The sequence below is a fragment of the Phaeovulum sp. genome (assembly GCF_047638075.1).
In the GTDB taxonomy this organism is placed as follows: domain Bacteria; phylum Pseudomonadota; class Alphaproteobacteria; order Rhodobacterales; family Rhodobacteraceae; genus UBA6197.
This window is the reverse complement of sequence record NZ_JBLJBV010000104.1, coordinates 34,884-51,622: the sequence shown is the minus strand read 5'-3', so window position 1 is coordinate 51,622 and position 16,739 is coordinate 34,884. Positions and strand designations below refer to the sequence as shown.

Annotated in this window: 16 protein-coding genes; 10 read left to right on the top strand and 6 right to left on the bottom strand. The window is 60.1% G+C overall.

What is annotated here, in order from left to right; translation table 11 throughout:
* Positions 1–219: 219 nt before the first annotated feature.
* Positions 220–1,350, top strand: coding sequence for a hypothetical protein (locus ACM62R_RS15555; protein WP_415184957.1), 1,131 nt, complete (start codon positions 220–222; stop codon positions 1,348–1,350).
* Positions 1,351–1,455: 105 nt separating this feature from the next.
* On the opposite strand, the gene ACM62R_RS15550 is transcribed toward ACM62R_RS15555, so the two are convergent.
* Positions 1,456–1,776, bottom strand: a complete 321-nt coding sequence (locus tag ACM62R_RS15550; protein WP_096429996.1) for a DUF6280 family protein — start codon at positions 1,774–1,776, stop codon at positions 1,456–1,458.
* Between the two features lie 214 nt (positions 1,777–1,990).
* On the opposite strand from ACM62R_RS15550, the gene efp reads away from it, so the two are divergent.
* The gene (gene efp, locus ACM62R_RS15545; RefSeq protein ID WP_415184956.1) at positions 1,991–2,554 is read left to right on the top strand and encodes an elongation factor P; all 564 of its coding nucleotides are present in this window, start codon (positions 1,991–1,993) and stop codon (positions 2,552–2,554) included.
* A 47-nt stretch (positions 2,555–2,601) separates the two neighbouring features.
* Here efp and ACM62R_RS15540 read toward each other — a convergent pair whose 3' ends face one another.
* From ACM62R_RS15540 to ACM62R_RS15530, 3 genes are all read right to left on the bottom strand, one after another.
* Positions 2,602–3,351 (bottom strand): YgfZ/GcvT domain-containing protein, encoded by a 750-nt coding sequence (locus ACM62R_RS15540; RefSeq protein ID WP_415184955.1) that lies wholly within the window; start codon positions 3,349–3,351, stop codon positions 2,602–2,604.
* Between the two features lie 9 nt (positions 3,352–3,360).
* The gene (locus ACM62R_RS15535; protein WP_415184959.1) at positions 3,361–5,028 is read right to left on the bottom strand and encodes an ABC transporter ATP-binding protein; all 1,668 of its coding nucleotides are present in this window, start codon (positions 5,026–5,028) and stop codon (positions 3,361–3,363) included.
* A 249-nt stretch (positions 5,029–5,277) separates the two neighbouring features.
* Positions 5,278–5,502 carry a hypothetical protein gene (locus tag ACM62R_RS15530; protein WP_415184954.1) on the bottom strand — a complete coding sequence of 75 codons (225 nt, stop codon included), beginning with the start codon at positions 5,500–5,502 and terminating at the stop codon, positions 5,278–5,280.
* A 294-nt stretch (positions 5,503–5,796) separates the two neighbouring features.
* On the opposite strand from ACM62R_RS15530, the gene ACM62R_RS15525 reads away from it, so the two are divergent.
* The 5 genes from ACM62R_RS15525 (at position 5,797) to selD (ending at position 11,535) form a co-directional block, all read left to right on the top strand.
* Positions 5,797–6,927: an ABC transporter ATP-binding protein gene (locus ACM62R_RS15525; protein WP_415184953.1), complete on the top strand. Its 1,131-nt coding sequence runs from the start codon at positions 5,797–5,799 to the stop codon at positions 6,925–6,927.
* Positions 6,928–6,964: 37 nt separating this feature from the next.
* Positions 6,965–8,041, top strand: a complete 1,077-nt coding sequence (locus ACM62R_RS15520) for an ABC transporter substrate-binding protein (protein WP_415184952.1) — start codon at positions 6,965–6,967, stop codon at positions 8,039–8,041.
* Positions 8,042–8,141: 100 nt separating this feature from the next.
* Complete coding sequence (locus ACM62R_RS15515) at positions 8,142–9,377, top strand: ABC transporter permease (RefSeq protein WP_415184951.1); 1,236 nt, start codon at positions 8,142–8,144, stop codon at positions 9,375–9,377.
* Between the two features lie 28 nt (positions 9,378–9,405).
* Positions 9,406–10,317 (top strand): ABC transporter permease, encoded by a 912-nt coding sequence (locus ACM62R_RS15510; protein WP_415184950.1) that lies wholly within the window; start codon positions 9,406–9,408, stop codon positions 10,315–10,317.
* 153 nt (positions 10,318–10,470) lie between these two features.
* Positions 10,471–11,535: a selenide, water dikinase SelD gene (gene selD / locus ACM62R_RS15505; RefSeq protein WP_415184949.1), complete on the top strand. Its 1,065-nt coding sequence runs from the start codon at positions 10,471–10,473 to the stop codon at positions 11,533–11,535.
* A 140-nt stretch (positions 11,536–11,675) separates the two neighbouring features.
* Here selD and ychF read toward each other — a convergent pair whose 3' ends face one another.
* The gene (gene ychF, locus ACM62R_RS15500) at positions 11,676–12,773 is read right to left on the bottom strand and encodes a redox-regulated ATPase YchF (RefSeq protein ID WP_415184948.1); all 1,098 of its coding nucleotides are present in this window, start codon (positions 12,771–12,773) and stop codon (positions 11,676–11,678) included.
* A gap of 295 nt (positions 12,774–13,068) precedes the next feature.
* Here ychF and trpA point away from each other — a divergent pair, with 295 nt between their 5' ends.
* Positions 13,069–13,860 (top strand): tryptophan synthase subunit alpha, encoded by a 792-nt coding sequence (trpA, locus tag ACM62R_RS15495; protein ID WP_415184947.1) that lies wholly within the window; start codon positions 13,069–13,071, stop codon positions 13,858–13,860.
* A 20-nt stretch (positions 13,861–13,880) separates the two neighbouring features.
* Here trpA and ACM62R_RS15490 read toward each other — a convergent pair whose 3' ends face one another.
* Positions 13,881–15,020, bottom strand: coding sequence for an MFS transporter (locus tag ACM62R_RS15490; RefSeq protein ID WP_415184946.1), 1,140 nt, complete (start codon positions 15,018–15,020; stop codon positions 13,881–13,883).
* Between the two features lie 251 nt (positions 15,021–15,271).
* Here ACM62R_RS15490 and ACM62R_RS15485 point away from each other — a divergent pair, with 251 nt between their 5' ends.
* On the top strand, positions 15,272–15,895 hold the full coding sequence (locus tag ACM62R_RS15485; protein ID WP_415184945.1) for a 50S ribosomal protein L25/general stress protein Ctc: 624 nt from the start codon (positions 15,272–15,274) through the stop codon (positions 15,893–15,895).
* A 141-nt stretch (positions 15,896–16,036) separates the two neighbouring features.
* Entirely contained in the window at positions 16,037–16,735 is a 699-nt protein-coding gene (gene pth, locus ACM62R_RS15480) for an aminoacyl-tRNA hydrolase (RefSeq protein WP_415184944.1), read from the top strand.
* Positions 16,736–16,739 lie beyond the last annotated feature (4 nt).

The window sequence follows — 16,739 nt, the reverse complement described above, 5'->3', positions numbered from 1 at the left end:
TGATGACGGTAGAACACCTGAATTTGGGGATCCCAACATATGATCCGGCCGCCTACTATAACGCCGTGCGCAATGCGCCGCTTACTTCGGTTCAGGGGGAAAGCCTTGATCGTGTGTTGCGCGCAATTGGAAAGAACTGACGACGGCGCGCCGAAGGCAGTGGTTTGTTTGGCGCGATGATAGGTGTTCATTACAGCCAGAATGGCGGATAGGGGTGTGATGACTGATCCCAGGCAGGGTGTTGAAATCGAGGATGTGTTATCCTCAATCCGGCGACTTGTGTCGCAAGAGGGCGCGATGGGGCACCGCACGGCGCCTTACCGCGCGCATGATGAATCCCCTGATATTTCTGCGCAAAAACAGACCCCGCCGGCCGAGCCGAAAGAAGCCCCATGCCTGGTGCTTACGCCTGCGTTGCGTGTAGAAGAAGAGACGGTCCAAGCACTGATTGACGATCTGGTATCTAGCGTGGATCTGACCAATTCCGGGTCAGATTTCGCGGCCGAGGAGGATGCGCACCCCCGCCCGCAAACCGAACACACCGTCAGCCTTACCAAAGAAGCCGCGCCTGAGGTTGATGCCCAGAATGCGCGTGTAGAATCATTCGTTTCCGATGCGGGTTGCGCTTTTGGCAAATCATTACCTGCGGTAGCGTTGACCGATGATTTCATTGGGGCGGTGGGTGATCTGGGTGATGAACTGTCCCGTTTGGAAGATACGATTGCCGAGATGGAGGCCGCTGTTGCCGACAGTGGGCTCGAGTTTGAGCCAGAGCACGAAGATGGCTTTGCGGCCGCATATAGGGATGATCTGGATAATTATTCAGATGAGTACGATTCAGCACCCTGGCATCCGGGGCCGGATCAAAGCGCCGAGGATGGGCGATCGAGCATTGATGAAAATGCCGAGGCTGACAAGGCACTCGTAACCAGCCAAGACGCAACCACGGCCGGGGCACAGCCGCTGCCTGATGCCTCTGATGATGCCCCCCTTGACGTCTACGAGGCGTTGGGCGCACCTGAGAGTGAGGAGCCGACAGGCCACGCAGCTATTGGGCCGCGCCGATTGCATTTGGCCGATACACCGCATGAACCACGCCGCCCCGAGATCAAACGCTCCAGCTATACCGAGACGAGCGACGCTGACGACATTGCAGCCGGGGCGGCGGCGCAGAGTTTGTTTGAGGGTGAAGGCACGGCCCTCGTGGACGAAGAAGCCTTGCGGGCGCTTGTATCTGAAATCATCCGCAAGGAACTGCAGGGCACTTTGGGCGAACGCATTACCCGCAACGTGCGCAAACTGGTGCGCCGGGAAATTCAGCGCGCCTTGAACAGTCAGGAATTTGACTGACAGCGCAGGCGAGAAAAGCGCCATTCAGGATGGTGTTGTAATAGGCACAAACGAAAATCGCACCCCAAAGGGTGCGATTTTCGTTTGTTCGAACTGATCTGGAAATCAGGCCGCCTCGGCCTCTTCCGCCGCCAACCGGCGTTCGCTTTCTTCGCGCGAAAGCGCAACAGAAGTCCGAACCCCCTTTGACACAAACTCCATCAATCCTTTCACCACCCGCTCGTTCGGGTCGATCCCGGCACAGGACAGCACTTCGCGCCCATCCCGTGAGCGCGCCCAACGGGCGATCTGTTCGGGGCCATTGCCGTACTTTTTGTCATCAGCGATCGCGTCATCCAATGCAGCAAGCACAACGGCGGCGAAAAGTTTCCGTGCTCGTTGACCCTGTTCATAGTTGAATGCGGAGCCGTCAACGAAATCGCGCATTATTCCGTCCTTTTTATTGCTCTTGCGTTTCCTGGCGTGGTCGCAATATGGCGTTTCCTATGCGATTCGATATGGCCGGGATTACATAACTGTCATGCGTCCAGTGCATGACTGCATTTTGCTCCCTACCGTATCTAGTCGGGTTGCCAGATGGCAACCGGCCATATATAGGTGCCCGTCACTTCCGATCAACCTGTCGCATAGGTTTTATTCCATGGCCAAAATCAATGGCAACGAAATTCGCCCCGGAAATATTCTGGAGCATGACGGCGGCCTTTGGGCTGCGGTCAAGGTCAACCATGTCAAGCCCGGCAAGGGCGGTGCATTCGCTCAGGTCGAGTTGAAGAACTTGCGTGATGGCCGAAAGTTGAACGAACGATTCCGTTCTGAAGACAAGGTCGATCAGGTGCGTCTGGACCAAAAAGACCAACAATTTCTGTATGAAACAGACGGCCGCCTGGTTTTCATGGACTCCGAAACCTATGAACAGGTCGAGCTGGATGCAGAATTGTTGGGGGACCGTCGCCCGTTCCTGCAAGATGGAATGACCGCCACGGTCGAGTATTTCGGTGAAGAGGCCCTGACTGTGTCGCTGCCGCAAAAGGTCACTTGCAAAGTGGTCGAGACGGAACCGGTGGTCAAAGGTCAGACCGCGACCAGCAGCTACAAGCCCGCGATTCTTGATAATGGCGTGCGCGTGATGGTGCCGCCGTTCATCGGAACGGATGAGCTGATCATCGTCAACACCGAACTATTCGAGTATTCCGAACGCGCCTGATCGCGCGATTGTGAACGCTAACGGGGCGGCCTACGGGCCGCCCTTTGTCATTCCGGCAGTTTTTCGATCAGCGCCACGGTTGCATCACCGGCAGTCATGGCCCCGGTCGCCTTCTCAAACCGCAGATACGCGATGCCACGCCCGCCCGCCTGGGTGTAAAGCGTGCCGACGGCGCGGCTTTCTGCCTCGATCGGTGTGCCAACGGGGGCGGCGCCGGTGACTGATACGGTGAGCAATCCTTTTTTCAACACGGTCTTGTGCTTCATCCGGGCTGTCACCTCTTGCCCGACATAGCAGCCCTTGCGGAAATCCACGCCGTGCAACCGCTCGAATCCGGCTTCCAGAATGTAGGTCTCATTGGGGATCAATTCGATCCCGGTTTCGGGAATGCAGTGTGCCACGCGGATTGCATCCCAATCGCTGCCGTCATCGCCCGCGTCAGCCCCGTAAAGGCGCCAGCCGAGGGCAGGGTGGCGCGGGTCGACCACCGCCCCATCGGGCGCGGGTCCGGTGCCACGCCGCACCTGAAGCGGGCTGGGTGCGATTTGCACATTGGCGCGCAGCCGGTAAAGCGTCAACCGGCGCATCAGGTCAGCGGCCAAAGGGGCCGCCACATCCAACAGCACGGCACCCTCTGACCTTAGCAAAAAGAAGTCTGCCAGATATTTGCCCTGTGCCGTCAGCAGGGCTGCATAGACCGGCCCGGCATCCAGATGGCGGACATCATTGGTAATCAGACCTTGCAGGAAATGCTCTTGCTCGGCCCCGGTAATCAACAGGATCTGACGCGTATTCATGACCGCTCCTTAATCTGCAAACTGCATTTGGCACAGCGCGGCATAGGTGCCGCCCGCTGCCAAAAGTGTTTCATGTGTGCCTTCTTCCACCACTTCGCCCGCGACAATCACCACAATCTTGTCGGCATTGCGCACGGTCGACAGGCGGTGTGCAATCACCAGCGTCGTCCGCCCGACCGACAGATCCTCTAGCGCGGCTTGCACCAACGCCTCTGATGCGGTGTCTAGCGCGCTTGTCGCCTCGTCCAGCAGCAGGATCGGCGCATCGCGCAGCACGGCACGGGCAATCGCCACGCGCTGCCGCTGACCGCCAGAGAGGTTTGATCCGCGGGGCCCCGCGGGGGAATCCAGCCCCTTTGCGAGGCTTGTCAAAAATTCACTGACATGGGCGGCATCCAGCGCGCGGGTCAGCACCTCTGGGGGGGTGTCGGTGCGCCCCAGCAAAACGTTTTCGCGCAGGGTTTCGTCAAAAAGCGCGGCATCCTGTGACACGGTCGAAAACAAATCGCGCAGCGCGGGCAGATCCAAGGTGCGAATGTCAACGCCGCCCACAGTCACGCGCCCGTCGGTTGGGTCGATCAGCCGGGTCAACAGGTTGAACACCGTGCTTTTGCCCGCGCCCGAGGGGCCGACCAGCGCTGTGGTCTTACCCGCAGGTGCGCTAAAGCATAGGCTGCGCAACACCGGCGTCGTGCCATACGAAAGCGACACGTTTTCCAGCCGGATTTCGGTATTTTTCGGGTCGGGGCGCAGGCCGCCCACCGGGCTGGTAATGCTGGAGGGCGTGTCGAGCAGCCGGTATAGCCGCTCAAGACTGGCTGCCGCGACTTGCCATGTGCCCGCCAGCCCGCCCAGCCGGCGCAGCGGCTGAAACGCCAGCGCCATGGCGGTGAAGAACGACATGAATTCCCCCACCGTGCGCTTGCCTTCGATAATCTCGCTACCGCCAAGGATCAGCACCGCGAAAAAGCCAAGGCCGGTTACGACGTCGATCAACGCCGGGATTGCGGCGTTGGAGGCGGCCATCTTGATCTGTGCCTTGCGGATCATCAGGACGATCTGTTCAAAGCGGCCGATCTGGTAATCTTCCATCCGGTTCAGCTTTACCGCCGTGATGCCGTGGAAAACCTCGTCCAGCCGTGTGGCGCGTTGCCCCGCTTGCACCCGCATTTGCCCGGTTTTGCGGCGGATATAACGCTGCGCCATCGTCGTCGGCAGGATCAGTAGTGGCGCGCCGATCAGCGCCGCCGCCGTCCACCGCGGGTCAATCGAAATTGCCACACCAAAGAGCGCAATCAATGAAACCGCATCGCGCCCCGCACCGGTGATGAAGGTGGACCAGACGCCTTGCACCGCAATCGTGTCACCCTGCACCCGTTCCAACAACTCGCCCGGCGGGTGGGCCTGAAAAAAGGCCGCATCCAGCCCTAGAATGTGGCGCAACAGGTCAACCTGCATCGCGATTGACGTGCCCAGTGACACCCGTGTCAGCAGCGTGCGATAGATGATCGAGGTTGCCGCGCGGATCAAAAACAGCGACAGGATCGCGCCGCCAACCCACCAGACCGCGCTAGCCTCGCCCCCGACAAAAACCCGGTCGAACAATGGTTCCAGCATATAAGACAGCGCGCCCAGCGTTGACCCTTCGATGATCATGAACCCCATCGCGGCCGCCATCGTGCCGATGTGCGCGCGTAGATATTCCCGCCAAAGCCGGGCAAACAGAATACGAGAGCCGTAGGGATCTTTGGACGCAGCCAAGGGCGGTTCCTTCAGACGAGGTCAGGCCACGGGTCTAGCGCGAATGAAGTGGGGGGTGCAAGCTGCGGTGGCGGCTTTGGCAGGCGGCAGGCATCGGGCAAGGCCGCGTCCAGCGTGCTCTTATCGTGTGTGGGGGCGGTCCTCAACCTCAACCGGCCCGCCAGATCAGGCGCCGTGACTTTCCAGCCAGTCGATCATCCAGGCCACATCAGCGTCACCACCGTGGTCATCGCGCGGGACCGCGCTGTCGAATGGTTCGCTCGCAGCGGGTCTGGCGGGCCCGGTTATCTCAGCGGGCGTCACAGTTGTCCCGGCATAGGCCCCAAAGCTAAGCGCAAAGGCCAGTGGGCTAAGCAGAACGGATCGTTTGGTGCGGTTGGTTTTGGACATCGTGATCTCCCTTATTGGGCGCAGGGTCGCTGAGCGGACCCGTTCGGGCAAATCACCAAGAGGAGAGGCGCGCGTGAACGGCAATTAGTCGCCAATACAGCCGAAAATGACCGTAATGCGCGCACAAAGTGGGGGTAAGGTTTCCCGTAGATACCAAAACCACCAGATGCGGCACGCCCGGGGCCGCGCTGCCCCGGTGCGAACTGTCTTGCAAATATAGCTTTCTCGTCGTCTACTATACTGAAAACCGCGCGTTCCTGATATGGGCGTGAAGGTTCTGAAAGGGGGGTATGCGTGGCGATATCTGGCCGCGATGACCGGTTCGTTGAATTCGAACAGGTCCAGAAAAGTTATGATGGCGAAACCCTGGTGGTGAAGGATCTGAACCTTGCCATCGGTAGGGGCGAGTTTCTGACCATGCTGGGCCCCTCTGGCAGCGGCAAGACTACCTGCCTTATGATGCTGGCCGGGTTCGAGGCTGTCACTCATGGTGAAATCCGTCTTGGGGGACGCCCGATCAACCAAATGCCACCCCACAAGCGCGGCATAGGGATGGTGTTCCAGAACTACGCGCTGTTTCCGCACATGACCGTGGGTGAAAATCTGGCCTTCCCGCTGGAGGTGCGCGGAATCGGCAAGGCCGAGCGCGAGGCCAAGATCCGGCGCGCGCTTGACATGGTTCAGATGGGGGCCTTTGCCAATCGCCGCCCGGCGCAGCTTTCGGGTGGTCAGCAGCAGCGCATTGCACTGGCGCGCGCCTTGGTCTTTGAGCCGGAATTGGTGCTGATGGATGAACCGCTGGGGGCGCTGGATAAACAACTGCGAGAGCATATGCAGTTTGAGATCAAGGAGTTGCACGCCAGCCTTGGCATTACTGTCGTTTATGTCACCCATGACCAGGGCGAGGCGCTTACAATGTCGGACCGGGTGGCGGTGTTCAATGATGGCCGGATCCAGCAACTTGCCCCACCTGATGAGCTTTACGAGCGCCCCGCCAACAGTTTTGTCGCGCAGTTCATCGGTGAGAACAACAAGCTGCCCGGCGTGATCGAAGAGATTGTCGACGGGCGGGCGCGGGTGCGGTTGGACGACGGCACCGTGATCGCCGCAACAGCGGTGAATGTCAGCGAAAAGGGGCAAAGAACGCTGGTTTCAATCCGTCCCGAGCGCATCGAATTTCGCTATGAACTGCTGCCCGAAGGCATCGAACCTGTTGAGGCCGAGGTGCAAGAGACGATTTATATGGGCGATATCTTTCGTACCCGGCTGCGCGTAGCTGGGTCGGATGATTTCATCATGAAATGCCGCAACACCATTGGGCAACGGCGGCTTGCCGCAGGCGAAAAGGTGCGTATCGCCTGGGCGCCACAGGATGCACGCGCCTTGGATTTACCCGAAAACATGCGCGAAAACTCAACCAATTGACGCTAATGGAAGCAGACCCGGAGGAGGGGGAAAGCAGATGAAACGGCATATAACCACAGCCATCGCTGGCCTGGCCACGATAACGATAGGCTCAACCGTCGCGGCGCAAGAAATCACCGTGATGTCTTTTGGCGGTGCTTATGGCGCCAGCCAGATGGAAGCCTACTACAAACCCTATATGGCAGAGACCGGCGTGAAGATCATTTCGGTTGATGCCGATAATCCGGCGATTCCGGTCAAAGCGCAGGTTGAGGCTGGCAATGTTACGCTGGACGTCGTGGACCTTGAACCATCCGATGTGGTGCGGCTCTGCGACGAGGGCGCGCTGGAAGTGCTGCCGATCGACGATCTGCCCGATGGGGCCGACGGCACCCCGGCACGCGATGATTTTGTCGATGGCACGCTTTATGACTGCGCCGTGGGGACCATCGTTTATTCTACCCTGATTGCCTATCGCGCCGACCTGACCAATGCGGTGACATCTTCGGCCGATTTCTTTGATCTGGAAAACTTCCCCGGTAAACGGGGAATGCGCAAAAGTGCCAAATTCGCGTTGGAGCTGGCGCTGATGGCCGACGGCGTGGCACCGGCCGATGTCTACGATACCCTGTCCACCCCCGAAGGTGTGGACCGTGCGTTTGCAATGCTCGACAAGATCAAGGGGCAGGTGGTCTGGTGGGAAGCGGGCGCGCAGGCACCGCAACTGCTGGCGGATGGCGAGGTGGTGATGACCACCGGCTATAACGGCCGCTTCTTTGACGCGATGGTCGAGGAGGGCCAGCCCTTCACACTATTCTGGCCGCACCAGATTCTGGATTTCAACCTTTACGCGATCCCGACAGGGGCGCCACACAAGGACGAGGCATGGAAGTTCATCAAATATGCGACCGACACCACGCGGTTGGCATCGCAGGCGACCTATATCAGCTATGGCCCCGCGCGGCGTTCTTCGGCGGCAATGGTCGGTCTTTACAAGGATGGCAAAACCGAGATTGCGCCCTTCCTGCCGACCTATCCTGATTATGTCGCGGATTCGCTGACCACCAGCATTGATTTCTGGGCCGACCACGACATCGAGTTGAGCGAGCGGTTCAACACCTGGCTGGTGAACTGATCGCGGGGACTTTCTTCATATCAACCGGGGGCGGCTTTGACCGGCCCCGGCTTTTCCCAGCGCAAATGAAACAATGATCGAAACTGCCCCCAGCCCCGGAATGCAACTGACCACCGTGGATGGGCTGCCACTGAAACAGGCGCTTGCCCGTGCGCAGCGTCGTGGGCGCCGCCGGGCATTTTTGCTGGTGGCACCGCTGCTGTTGTTCATCCTGGTTTCCTTTGTCTTTCCGATCGGGCAGATGTTGTTTCGGTCGATCCATAACCCCAGCTTTCCCGATCACATGCCGCAATTAACGGCCTGGTTCAAAGCCACAGATCAAGGGGCTGTGCCGGATGAGGCGGCCTTTGCGGCGTTGGCAGAGGATCTGCGCGCCTCGGCCAGTGCGCGCACCATCGGTATTGTGGGCACAAGGGTGAACTATGAAATGGCGGGGACGCGCTCGTTGTTCACGTCGACCGGGCGCAAGGCGCGTGCGCTTGAGCCGCCCTTTGCCAAAAGCCTGCCCGCAGTCGACAGGAAATGGGCGGACCCGGATCTTTGGGCGGCGATGCGGACTGCCTCAGCGGCCATTAGCCCGGATTTCTACATCGCGGCGCTGGACCGAACCCGGGATAACGGTGGCAACATTGTCAAAGTGGCGCCCGAGCGGCAGGTGTATCTGAACCTGTTTGGCCGCACGCTTGCCATCTCGTTGGGGATTACGTTGATCTGCCTTTTGCTGGGCTTTCCGGTGGCGCATCTGTTGGCGACGTTACCGATGCGCCAGTCGAACCTGCTGATGATCCTGGTGCTATTGCCTTTCTGGACGTCGCTTTTGGTGCGTACGACGGCGTGGATCGCCATTTTGCAGGGGCAGGGGGTGATCAACTCGGTTCTTGTCGCACTTGGAATACTTTCGGACGACGGACGATTGGCGATGATGTACAACCTTACCGGAACCATCATCGCCATGGTTCATATCCTGCTGCCCTTCATGATCTTGCCGCTTTATTCGGTGATGCGCGCGATCAACCCTACCTATGCACGGGCGGCACGCTCGTTGGGGGCGACGTCCTGGACCACCTTTCGGCGCATCTATCTGCCGCAGACATTGCCGGGGATGGGGGCGGGGGCGATCCTCGTCTTTATTCTGGCGGTTGGCTATTACATCACTCCCGCGCTGGTCGGGGGCGCTTCGGGGCAGCTGATCTCAAACATGATCGCCTTCCATATGCAAAACTCGTTGAACTGGTCGTTGGCGGCGGCGCTGGCCACGCTGCTTTTGGCGGCGGTGCTGCTGCTTTACTGGCTTTATGACCGGCTTGTCGGCGTCGACAACATGAAGCTGGGCTAGGCCCCGCAAACCGTCAAAGGAGGTCAGCATGTCAATTCCAGCCTATGCCACCCCGCTTGAACGTCTGTGGCGCTATGCCTACCGGGTGATCTGCGCGTTGATCCTGCTGTTTTTGATCGCGCCAATTTTGATCATCATTCCCCTTTCTTTCAACGCCGAGCCGTATTTCACCTTTACCAACAAGATGTTGACCCTTGACCCCGAGGGGTATTCCCTGCGCTGGTATGATCGGTTGCTGACCTACGGCATGGCTGCCCCCGAGGCTGCGCGTGATTGGGCTTGGTGGGTGGATAGCTGGCACAATTCGCGCTGGTTGCAGGCAGCTAAAAACTCGGTGATCATCGGCTTTTTCGCCACGCTCCTGGCAACAACGCTGGGAACTTTGGCGGCACTCGGGTTGTCGCGTTCCGATATGCCCTGGCGGCGCACGATCATGGCGATCCTGATTTCACCGATGATCGTGCCGATTATCATTACGGCGACGGGGCTGTTCTTTTTCTATTCGATGACGGGGCTTAGCGGCACCTATGCGGGCATTATCCTGGCGCATGCCACCTTGGGGATACCCTTTGTCATTATTACCGTCACGGCGACGCTTTCGGGCTTTGACCAGTCTTTGACCCGGGCGGCCGCCAACCTTGGGGCCACGCCGTCGCGCATCTTCTTTCGCATCACGATGCCGTTGATCCTGCCGGGGGTAATCTCGGGGGCGCTGTTCGCCTTTGTCACCTCTTTTGACGAGGTGGTGGCGGTGCTGTTCATTGCCGCACCCGACCAACAGACGATTCCGCGCCAGATGTGGAACGGTATCCGCGAACAGATCTCGCCCTCGATACTGGCAATCGCAACGATCCTTGTTGCCATCTCGGTTCTGCTGCTGACAGCGGTCGAGCTGCTGCGGCGGCGGAGCGAGCGGCTGCGCGGGATCAGCCCACATTGATGGCCCCGGTGTTACCGGCAAGGCGGGTCATGGATTGACCGGCGTTCAGGGGCTTCGCCTTTGCAGGCTGGCAAAAACGCGCTAGAGGGGAAGGGATCTGCGAAAAAGGCGATGGTGCCTGAAGCGCGGCGCAACTCTATCAAGGTGGCCCCAGTGACCAAACATCAAAATCCGCAAGAACCCCGCCTTACCTCATTATCGCATGGTGGCGGCTGTGGCTGCAAAATCGCCCCCGGTGTCTTGTCCGAGATTTTGAAGGGCACGGCGTCGATGCCCATTCCCCCCGAACTCATGGTCGGTATTGAAACGTCGGATGATGCCGCGGTCTATCGCCTTAATGATGAACAGGCGCTTGTCGCTACCGTCGATTTCTTCATGCCCATCGTGGATGATCCGGTTGATTTTGGCCGTATCGCGGCGACCAACGCGATCAGTGATGTCTATGCCATGGGAGGGCGGCCGATCATGGCGCTGGCGCTGGTGGGGATGCCGATCAACGTTTTGTCCACAAAGACCATTGGGCGCATTCTTGAAGGCGGCGCGATGGCGTGCCGTGCCGCCGGTATCCCGGTTGTGGGGGGGCATACGATTGACTCGGTCGAGGCGATCTATGGGCTGGTGGCGCTAGGGCTGATTCACCCCGATCTGGTCAAGCGTAACGCGGGCGTGCAGCCCGGTGACTGTCTGGTACTGGGCAAGCCGATCGGGGTTGGCGTGATGTCTGCGGCGCTGAAACAGGGCAAGCTGGGCGATGCCGGCTATAATGAGATGATTGCCACCACAACGCAGTTGAACACGCCGGGGCCAGAGTTGGCCGCGTTGGCCGGTGTAAACGCGATGACCGATGTGACCGGGTTCGGGTTGGCAGGCCACGCGTTAGAGATGGCGCGTGGTGCCGGCTGCGAGATCCGGCTTGACTGGTCGTCGGTGCCGCTTTTGCGGGGGGTCCGGTCGCTGGCGGCGCAGGGGCTTGTGACGGGCGCTTCGGGCCGCAACTTTGACAGCTACGGCGCCAGCGTTGTTGTCCCCGATTCCTTCGCCGCCGAAGACCGGGCACTGCTGTCTGACCCCCAGACCAGTGGTGGCCTGCTTGTGTCGTGTTCCCCCCAAACCGTGGACGCGGTGTTGCAGATTTTCAACCGTCACGGCTTTGCCTCTGCGCAGGTCGTGGGCAATGTTGGCCCTGTCTGTGCGGCGCCGGGCGTCGTGGTCAGTTAAGGGCCCTGCTGTAGCGATCAGTTTTCGTGTGGCCGCTGTGAGGGGCGGCCCACACTGATCGCTTGCAAGGCGGTTCACCCTATTTGCAGCCAACGCTGGACCGCAGGGTTTTCAGGGGCCAAACAACTGAACGCCCGGTTTCAGGCATTGAACAAGAAGTGCAAGACGTCACCGTCTTTGACTTCGTAGGTTTTGCCCTCAATGCGGAACTTGCCCGCCTCGCGCGCGCCCGCTTCGCCGTTACCGGCTACATAATCATCAAAAGCGATGGTTTCCGCCCGGATGAAGCCACGCTCGAAATCACCATGGATCACCCCGGCGGCAGCGGGGGCAAGCGTGCCTTTGCGAATTGTCCAGGCGCGGGCCTCTTTTGGGCCGATGGTAAAATATGTTTGCAAACCCAACAGGTTGTAACCTGCGCGGATCAACCGATCAAGCCCAGCTTCCTCCAGGCCCATCTCGGCCAGGAACATCGCGGCCTCTTCATCCTCCAGCTGGCTGATCTCTTCCTCGATCCGGGCCGAGATGACAACCATTCCCGCGCCTTGGGCCTTGGCCATTTCCGCCACCAGCGCGGTCTGGCTGTTGCCGCTGGCCGCTGCGGCCTCTTCGACGTTGCAGACGTAAAGAACGGCCTTGGCGGTCAGCAATTGCAGCATTTGCCATTGTTTGCGGTCATCAGCGGCGATGGCAAGGGTTCGCGCAGGTTTACCCTGTTCCAGCACGGCCAGCGCGGCACGCAGCAGACGTTCCTGATCAACCGCATCCTTGTCGCCGCCCTTGATCTTGCGGGCGATCCCGGCAAGGCGCTTTTCGATGCTTTCCATATCGGCAATCATCAATTCGGTTTCGATGGTTTCGGCATCGGCTACGGGGTCGATACGGCCTTCGACATGGGTGATGTCGCCATCCTCAAAGCAGCGCAGCACATGGGCGATGGTGTCGCATTCGCGGATGTTGGCCAGAAACTGGTTGCCCAGACCCTCGCCTTTGGAGGCGCCTTTTACCAGACCTGCAATATCAACAAAGGTCATTCGTGTGGGGATGATCGCCTTCGAGCCCGCAATCGCCGCCAGCTTTTCCAGACGGGGGTCCGGCACGGCCACCTCACCCACGTTCGGCTCAATCGTGCAGAACGGAAAATTTGCGGCCTGCGCGGCGGCGGTCCGGGTCAGGGCGTTGAACAGGGTTGATTTGCCCACGTTCGGCAGCCCGACGATGCCCATTTTAAAGCCCATGTCTGATACTCCTGCCGAAAAGGTCTGGCGCTACATAGGCAAAGGAACGAGGCAGGGCAAGCAGGCGCAAACGATGACACCCGTCAGGCCCGCTGCGTACCGCTTGTTTGCGGTTTGAAAAGGGTATGACGATTGTGCGAGATGACCCGTCGTGCCGTTTGTACGGTTTTGCGATAGGGAAAGATCGCGTCGGTACCAGGTGGAGGACCGGCCTCTGATCCGGCCGGGGTTTGACCCATTGATTTTCTTCGCCCCATCGCGCAAACCCTAAGAAACGGCAGGGATGGGGCGGCAGATGACCAGAATCGACATTACTTTTGCAAAGCTCAGGGCCGAGGGGCGCAAAGCCTTTGTCACCTATATCATGGCGGGGGACCCAAATCCGGAAGCCTCGCTTGCCGTGATGAAGGGGTTACCGGGCGCAGGCGTCGATATCATCGAACTGGGGATGCCGTTCACCGACCCGATGGCCGACGGCCAGACGATCCAGCGGGCAGGCCAACGCGCGCTGGATGCGGGGCAAACGCTGCAAAAAACGCTGGATATGGTGACCGAGTTCCGCAAGACGGATACCACCACCCCGATCGTTTTGATGGGCTATTACAACCCGATCTATTCCCGTGGCGTTGACCGCTTTTTGATTGACGCCAAAGCTGCGGGGATTGACGGTTTGATTGTCGTCGATCTGCCCCCCGAAGAAGACGCCGAGCTTTGCCTGCCCGCGCAAGCCGCCGGGCTGAACTTTATCCGTCTGGCCACCCCCACGACCGATGACCAGCGCCTGCCCAAGGTGCTGCAAAACACGTCGGGCTTTGTCTATTACGTCTCGATCACCGGAATTACCGGCGCCGCTGCTGCACAGGCCGCCGATGTTGCCCCCGAGGTGGCCCGGATCAAGGCCAAGACCGATCTGCCGATTATTGTCGGCTTTGGCATCACAACCCCAGAGGCCGCGCAAAGCATCGCCTCGGTTGCGGATGGTTGCGTTGTCGGCTCGGCGATCGTCAAGCTGATCGGTGAGGGCCGCCCCGTCGCAGAGGTGCTGGCGCATGTTGCCGATCTGGCCGCAGGGGCGCACCGCGGCTGATTTGGCCCCCGCCCCAGCCTTCAGCGCAGGCGGGCCAAGCGCGCGAGGCCAGGCAGGATCAAGGCCATGGTGCAGGCAACTGCGGCGAAAGACCAGCGCAGACCCGCCGTCTGCGCCACCAGCCCCATCGCCACCGGCCCCAGAAAGAACCCGGTAAACCCGATCATCCAGGCCCGCGAAATGGCGTAGCCGCGCAGCGTCGGTGCGACCGCGCGCCCCAACAGAGAATTGGCCGACGGCACCACCACCGCTACCCCCAGCCCGATCAGTGCCACCCCGATCAACGCCACGCCCTGCACCGGCGCCAGCGCCACAACCAGTGCCCCGAAAACCCCGATCACCGCCGAACCCGCAACCAGGCGTGCCTCGCCCATCCGCGAGGCCAGGAACTGGCCTGACATCCGGCCAATACCCATCGTCAGCCCCAGCATTGCCGGGCCAAACGACCCGTCGCCACTGACCCCGCCCAACGTGCGCTCGATATGCAGGGCCGACCAGGTTTCGGTTGCGTTTTCTGACACGAAAGCGGCAAACAGGATGGCCGCGGCCGGCAGGATCGCCCCCCAGGGAGAGATTGCCACCCCGTCGCTATCCGATGGTGTGTGCGGCGGGTCGGCACGCTCGATCATCAAAACCGCCAGCACCAAAAGCGCCAGTGCAATCAGCGGTGTAACCTCGATTGGCGTCCAGTCTGCCTTGCGCGCCAAACCGATGCCAAAGGCCGTCACGGCAAACGTAAAAGAAAACAGCGCATGGTTGAGGTTCATCAATGGCAGGGCCAACCGATCCTCTAAAACTGATATGCGCACGTTTGTGGCTATATCCAGTGTCGACATCGCTGCCCCCATCAGCAAAAGCACCGCTGCCAGCGACCAAAGCCCAACCGTAAGCAGCGGCAACATTGCGGCCAGCGCCATCAGCACCGCAGCTAGTGGCAAGGCCCATTGCCCCAATGCGGCGATGACCCGCGGCGATGCCGCCATTGCCGCGATGCCCCCCACCGCAGAGAGAATCAACACCACGCCAAGCTGCGCATCGCTTGCCGCGGCGGCCTCTTTGTATTCTGGCAGGAAGGCCGTGAAGCCGCCCCAGAACACCCCCACCGCAGCCAAACCCGCCCCCGTGGCCCGAGACGCCCTCAGCTCTGCCAAAATTGCCATGATTGCGCCTTCAAAAGCGGTTAAGTGATTGTCAGGCCCCGATAGCATGGGCACGAATGCCGGACAATTGGCCGGGTGTCGCAAGAGGGGCGTTCGGCAAGATTGCCCCGCCTGGTAAGGATTGCGCCCGGCAATGGCGTGCAGGGGCATCAAATGCTTTTCATTCCAGGGGATGTCTGCTAAGCGGGCCGCCTTGCGGGTGTGCACCCTTGGAGGATGCCCGATAACCTATAGACTAATGGAGAATACCAATGGCCAAAGAGATCGAGAATCTCGAAGCTGTGGTGCGGACGGGGACAGGCAAGGGGGCCGCTCGTCAAGCTCGTCGTGAGGGCAGCGTACCTGGCATTGTTTACGGTGGCGGCAAAGATCCGCAACCGATCAATCTGGACTATAACAAGCTGTTGACGCGCTTGCGCAAAGGCCGCTTTCTGTCGACCCTGTTCAACCTGAAGGTCGAGGGCCAGGAAGACGTGCGTGTGATCTGCCGTGGCGTGCAACGCGACGTCGTCAAGGATCTGCCGACGCATATCGACCTGATGCGCACGCATCGCGCATCGCGGATTGCGCTGTTCATTCACGTCAACTTTGAAAACCACGAAGCGGCCCCGGGGCTTAAGCGTGGCGGCACGCTAACCGTGGTGCGCCCCGAGGTGGAGCTGGAAGTTCCGGCAGGTGATATTCCCGATCACATCACCGTGGACCTGACCGGCAAGCAAATCGGAGATGTGATCCACATCGAGGATGTGACGCTGCCGGCCGGTGCCAAGGTTACGATTGACCGGAACTTTGTCATTGCAAATATCGCAGCACCTTCAAGCCTGCGTTCGTCTGATGGTGAAGAATCCGAAGAAGCCGACGCAACAGAAGAATAATCGTTTCACGATTACCATAGGCGCGGGGGGCAAGCTGCCCTCCGCGTTTTGCATTTCGAAATGGCGGCAGTGGCCATAAGGGCGCAACGCTTGCGCCACGGTATGCCTCGTCCTATTTTGAGGCGGATCAGGGGGGTGGCGATGAAGCTTTTTGTGGGTCTGGGAAATCCGGGCGCGAAATATGCAGGCAACCGACACAATATCGGCTTTATGGCGGTTGAGCGGATTGCAGAAGATCACGGGTTTTCGCCGTGGCGCGCAAAATTTCAGGGCCTGATAAGCGAGGGGCGGTTAGGGGATGAGCGCGTTGCCCTGCTTAAGCCCGGCACTTTCATGAACCTGTCGGGCCAGTCAGTTGGTCAGGCGGCGCAGTTTTACAAGCTGACGCCCGCCGACATCACCGTGTTTCATGATGAATTGGATCTGGCGCCGGGTAAATTGCGGGCCAAGACGGGGGGCGGGCACGCGGGTCACAACGGGCTGCGCTCGATCCATGCCCATCTGGGCGAGGCTTACGCGCGGGTGCGGCTGGGTATCGGTCATCCGGGCCACAAAGACCGGGTGGCGGGGTATGTTCTGTCCGATTTCGCCAAATCGGACCGGGACTGGCTGGGCGACCTTTTAAGCGGTATTTCGGATGGGGCGGTGGCGTTGGCCGCAGGGGATGCCCCACGGTTTTTGAACACGGTGGCGCTGCGGATGGCGCCGCCGCGGCCCTCCACCGGTGCGCGGGCGGCAACGACGCAAAAGACAGATCCGCCACAACCTGTCCTGCCAGCCACGGCCCAGCCGGATACCCGTTCCATGCTGGCGCGGTTGGCAGACCGTTTTCGCCACTAACGGG